At 29.1% G+C, this 4,498-nt stretch carries 4 protein-coding genes and 1 tRNA gene; 1 reads left to right on the top strand and 4 read right to left on the bottom strand.

The genetic code is table 11. The annotated features are described in order from the left end of the window. Nucleotides 1–57: 57 nt before the first annotated feature. Nucleotides 58–133, bottom strand: a tRNA-Gln gene (locus AC5M21_RS15875). Between the two features lie 165 nt (nt 134–298). After that, nucleotides 299–1,579 (bottom strand): aspartate aminotransferase type Ic, encoded by a 1,281-nt coding sequence (locus AC5M21_RS15870; RefSeq protein ID WP_117599188.1) that lies wholly within the window; start codon nt 1,577–1,579, stop codon nt 299–301. A gap of 164 nt (nt 1,580–1,743) precedes the next feature. Between AC5M21_RS15870 and AC5M21_RS15865 the strand changes: the two genes are divergently transcribed. Then, on the top strand, nt 1,744–2,367 hold the full coding sequence (locus AC5M21_RS15865) for a flavin reductase (protein ID WP_054690444.1): 624 nt from the start codon (nt 1,744–1,746) through the stop codon (nt 2,365–2,367). 24 nt (nt 2,368–2,391) lie between these two features. Here the strand turns inward: AC5M21_RS15865 and AC5M21_RS15860 are convergent, their stop codons facing one another. Then, on the bottom strand, nt 2,392–3,438 hold the full coding sequence (locus tag AC5M21_RS15860; protein ID WP_236916399.1) for a sensor histidine kinase: 1,047 nt from the start codon (nt 3,436–3,438) through the stop codon (nt 2,392–2,394). A gap of 74 nt (nt 3,439–3,512) precedes the next feature. Next, nucleotides 3,513–4,223, bottom strand: a complete 711-nt coding sequence (locus AC5M21_RS15855; protein WP_054325795.1) for a response regulator transcription factor — start codon at nt 4,221–4,223, stop codon at nt 3,513–3,515. Between the last annotated feature and the right edge of the window lie 275 nt (nt 4,224–4,498).

The raw sequence follows: 4,498 nt of genomic DNA, 5'->3' as shown, positions 1-4,498 counted from the left end.
CCGCTGACCCTCTGCTTGTAAGGCAGATGCTCTCCCAACTGAGCTAAACCTCCATATTGGCTGGGATACCTGGATTCGAACCAGGGAGATGACAGAGTCAAAGTCTGTTGCCTTACCGCTTGGCTATATCCCAATAATCATGCTCATATAATATAACAATTTTCTGCGTTTTAGTCAATATCTTTATTCAAATTTTCCTAAAAAATGTTTAAATCATCCCTTTTATTGAAAAACCATCCTTATTATACACATTAAAACTAGAATTATTCCTCATATTTCAAAATAAAAAAGACATAAATTATGCCTTTTCTAATAATTTTTCTACACTTATCAACTTAACACAAAGAACAAATAATTCTGTTGCTTGTTTTAATTCTTCTAATTTTGGGAAAGAAGGAGCAATTCTAATGTTAGCATCATGAGGATCTTGACCATATGGATAAGTTGCTCCAGCTGTTGTTAGGAGTGTGCCCGCTTCTTTACATTTTTGTACAATAGCTTTTGCACAGTTTTCCATTGCCATAAAGGAAATGAAGTATCCTCCTAATGGTTTAGTCCATTCAGCAATTCCTAATGGTTCAAGTTCTCTTTCAAAAATATTTAAAACAGCTTCAAATTTAGGCTTTAATAGACTTGCCTGTTTTTGCATATGTGTATCTATACTTTCAATTTTATTAAAATACTCTACATGTCTTAATTGATTTAATTTATCATATCCAATACATTGAATAGACATGTGTTTTAAAATATCCTCTTTATTTTCAAGTGATGTTGCCAATGCTGCAACACCTGAACCTGGTAAAGTGACTTTAGATGTTGAGCAGAATTCAAAAACGAGATTTGGCTGTCCAGCCTCCTGGCAAGCTTTTATAAGATTTTTAACATGTTCTTGTTTATCATTATATAAATGGTGAACTAAATATGCATTATCCCAAAAGATTCTAAAATCTTTTGCTGCAGGATTCAAATTTGCAAATCGTTCTACAACCTCATCAGAATATGTTATGCCAGTTGGATTGGAATACTGAGGAACACACCAAATGCCTTTAATGCTTTCATCAGTTTGAACATATTTTTCAATAAGGTCCATATCTGGACCATTTTCATGCATAGGAATATTAATCATTTCAATGCCAAAATGTTCTGTTATAGCAAAATGGCGATCGTATCCAGGAACAGGGCATAAGAATTTAATTTTATCTAATTGGCACCATGGTTTCTCTCCTAAATAGCCATGGGTATAACCTCGACTAATTTGATCAAACATAATTGTTAAACTAGAATTTCCATAAACAATAACATTTTGAGAAGAAGTGTTTAACATCTTTGCAAAAAATTCTTTAGCTTCATCAATACCATCCAAAATACCATAATTACAATATTCATATTGACTTCCAAAGTCATAATGACTATTAATGACATCCAATATATCAGTAGATAAAAGTAACTGATTGACATCCGGCTTTCCCCTCGCCATATTTAACTTCAAACCTTTTGCTTTAACCTGCTCATATTGCTTACATAAATCATCATGTAAAGAAACTAATTCTTCATGATTCATGTCTTTATACATCTTCATGATATATCCCTCTCTTTTTACATATTAATCGAGGTAATTGTACTCTTTCAGTACATAAAAATCAATCTCTAATAAACATAAGTTAATAAAAATAACATAAATAGGAATAATTACTATTTATAATCTATAAATTGTGGTATAATCCTTATAAGGAGGTATGAAATATGGATTCAAAAGCATTTTTTAAACTCAGTTATGGATTATATATTGTGACTTCAAAAAACGATAATCAGGAAAGTGGCTGTGTCATTAATACAATGACACAAGTGACAGCAGAACCATCACAAGTCTGTATAACATTAAACAAGGAAAATTATACAACTCAAATCATTGAAAAAAGTGGTGTATTTAATGTCAGTGTCTTATTAGAAAAAGTTCCTATGGAAATAATTAGAACATTTGGATTCCAATGTGGTAAAGATGTCAATAAGTTTGAAAACATTGCGTATGAAACTGATGTTAATGATGTTAAATACTTAACAGAGAACACAGCAGCAATGTTTGCTTGTCGTGTTAAAAAAACTGTTGATGTAGGAACACATCTAATGTTTATCAGTGAAGTTGAAGATGCTCAGACATTGAGTGATGAAACTGTTTTAACATATGCAGCTTATCATGATAAGAAAAATGGTACAACACCTAAGAGTGCACCATCATATGTTGAAGAAACAACGAAGCAAGGTTGGCGTTGTGATGTTTGTGGATTTATTTATGAGGGCGAAACTTTACCAGAAGATTATATTTGCCCAATATGTAAGGTTGATGCAAGTCATTTTCATAAAATTTAAAAAGAGAGCTGTCAAGCATACTCTCTAATCCTGAATTTGCAATTTTCTTAAGACAACAACAAATGTTGTCTTTTCTTTATGACTTGTTGCAAAGATTTGACCATTATGTATTTGCACAATATTCTTAGCTATAGCTAATCCTAATCCTGTTCCTCCTGTTGAAGATGAACGTGATGCATCAGAACGATAGAATTTATCAAAAATATATGGTAAATCTTCTTGAGCAATAGGATGACCATAATTCATAATTTTAATTGTGACGTTCTGGTCATCAGTTAAAACCTCAATTTTAATATCATTACCATCTTGTCCATATTTAACAGCATTTGATAATAAATTATCAAAAACTCTTGCTATTAATTGGCCATCTCCTTGAATGAAAAGATTGGGTTGAGCTATATTAATCACTGGAGTTAAATCATGCTCTTGAAATGTTGGATAGAATTCATCAACAATTTGAAGAATTAATTCAGATATATTAAGAGTTGTCATATGAACTCTTACATCAGCTTTATCTAAACTTGTAAATTCAAATAAATCATCCATCATTCCTTGTAACTTCTTTGCTTTTTCATAAGCAACCGTAGAATACTTTTGAATATCTTCTTTAGAAAGATGTTCATTATTTTTAATTAATTCTAAATATCCAACAATAGTTGTTAATGGAGTTCTTAAATCATGAGCAACATTTGTAATTAAATCATTTTTTTGTTTCTCAGCATTTCTCTCAGCATCAAATGCTAAACGCTCATTTTCTTTTAAAATCTCACTTTCTTTTTCTTTGTCCTTTAATGTTTTTGCCAAAGCATTAATATTGGCAGCTAATAATCCTAATTCATCATCATACTCAATAGGAGCCTCAACATTATAATCTCCTGCAGTGACTTCTTGAATAGTCCCACTAAGTACACTTAAATACTTTAAGGTAATATTCATTAAATCAAAGAAAATAACTAAAAAGAGAAATAATGAAATAATAAATGCAATAAAATATCTTAATTCAATAGACATTCCTAACAAATTAAAATTATCAAAAATAATAATTAATGCACTATAAATTAAGAATGTCATAATATAAGTCACAATTAAATTAATAAAAAGTCGCCATCTAAAACTACTAATAAACAATCTCTTAATCTTTTTCATCATAAATCAAATTTATAACCAATACCCCAAACTGTTTTAATATGACGTGGATTTCTTGGCTGTCTTTCTATTTTTTCGCGTAGTTTTCTAATATGAACCATAATAGTATTATTAGAATTTGTGGACTTTTCATGCCATATCTTTTCATGCCATATCTTTTCAAAAATATCTTCAATTGAAAAAACTGTTCCTGGTTGACTTGCTAATAAGACTAAAATTTCATATTCAATTCTTGTTAATGCGAGTGACTGATTATCTAAAGTAACAGATTTCTTTTGAGTATCAATGATAAGATCACTTGCTTCTATAATATGAGAGGAATCATTAATAGGTTTGTTAAAAACCTGAAATCTACGTAATTGTGATTTTACTCGTGCAACTAATTCCATTGCATTAAAAGGTTTACTGACATAATCATCTGCACCAGTTAAGAGTCCTTCAATTTTATCATTATCTGCTGTTTTTGCAGAAACAATAATAACAGGTATATTATATTTTTCTCTAATCATTTTTAATGCCTGTATTCCATTGATTTCTGGCATCATAACATCTAATATAACAAGATCAATTTGATAAGTCCTAATATCTTCTAATAATGTTAATGCATTATATCTTTTTTCTACATGATAACCTTCTTGACTTAAATAAATTTCAATTAAATCAGTAATCTCTTTTTCATCATCAATAACTAATATATGAGGTGCTTCCATTTTACTTCCTCCTCTTCATTCTTATTATATATAATTTTAAAAAATATCAAAGAAATTTTTTAAAATGTTTAAAGTATGTGTTTTGAAAAGTTTGATTTCATTATCTTAGTTAAAAAGAAAGCTAAAGAATTTCTATTATTTTGTAATACTTTGGTTTTCTGTTATGTTTAAAATAATAATTTTACTTTTTTATCTATTTAACTATTCATAATATAAATTGTATTAAATTATATATGTCTTTTTGACTATCTTTTTATATCTTCTTAAATGTCCGC

Source organism: Coprobacillus sp., assembly GCF_984815275.1.
The sequence above is the reverse complement of the archived record's forward strand: the minus strand, read 5'-3'. Positions and strand labels throughout refer to the sequence as shown.

Bases quoted from the DNA above. Each gene is read 5' to 3' on its own strand.
- AC5M21_RS15860 (WP_236916399.1), bottom strand. From the start codon at position 3,438: ATGACATTCTTAATTTATAGTGCATTAATTATTATTTTTGATAATTTT.
- AC5M21_RS15865 (WP_054690444.1), top strand. From the start codon at position 1,744: ATGGATTCAAAAGCATTTTTTAAACTCAGTTATGGATTATATATTGTG.
- AC5M21_RS15870 (WP_117599188.1), bottom strand. From the start codon at position 1,579: ATGAAGATGTATAAAGACATGAATCATGAAGAATTAGTTTCTTTACAT.
- AC5M21_RS15855 (WP_054325795.1), bottom strand. From the start codon at position 4,223: ATGGAAGCACCTCATATATTAGTTATTGATGATGAAAAAGAGATTACT.